Source organism: Chryseobacterium sp. SIMBA_038, assembly GCF_046535115.1.
Lineage (GTDB): Bacteria > Bacteroidota > Bacteroidia > Flavobacteriales > Weeksellaceae > Chryseobacterium.
The window spans coordinates 1-245 of record NZ_JAWRXH010000361.1 but is presented as its reverse complement, the minus strand read 5'-3'; the positions used below and the strand labels follow the sequence as shown (position 1 = coordinate 245).

1 protein-coding gene is annotated in these 245 nt (G+C 63.7%); it reads left to right on the top strand.

Annotated elements, in window-relative coordinates; translation table 11 throughout:
• Positions 1-245, top strand: a 245-nt coding sequence (locus SB689_RS23895; RefSeq protein ID WP_410694515.1) for a hypothetical protein, incomplete at both ends; no start/stop codon positions are given.

Below are 245 nucleotides of genomic sequence, written 5' to 3'. Positions count from 1 at the left end.
ATCGTGGACAAGATGAGCAGCGTGCAGGCCACGGGCGACCCGGCGTACGACGCGATGGTGCAGCAGGGTCTTGCGGAGCAGCTCCCGCGAATGCTCAGCACGCACATGGGCCAGTACATGCAGTTCACGCAGGAGCAGGCGTACAACGGATTCACGAACCTTGGCACGGTTGGCGGCAAGGCGTTGCAGGACACGCTGACCGCGAGCAACAACCTCAAGGATGAGGACGTGGCCCGTGCGTACGG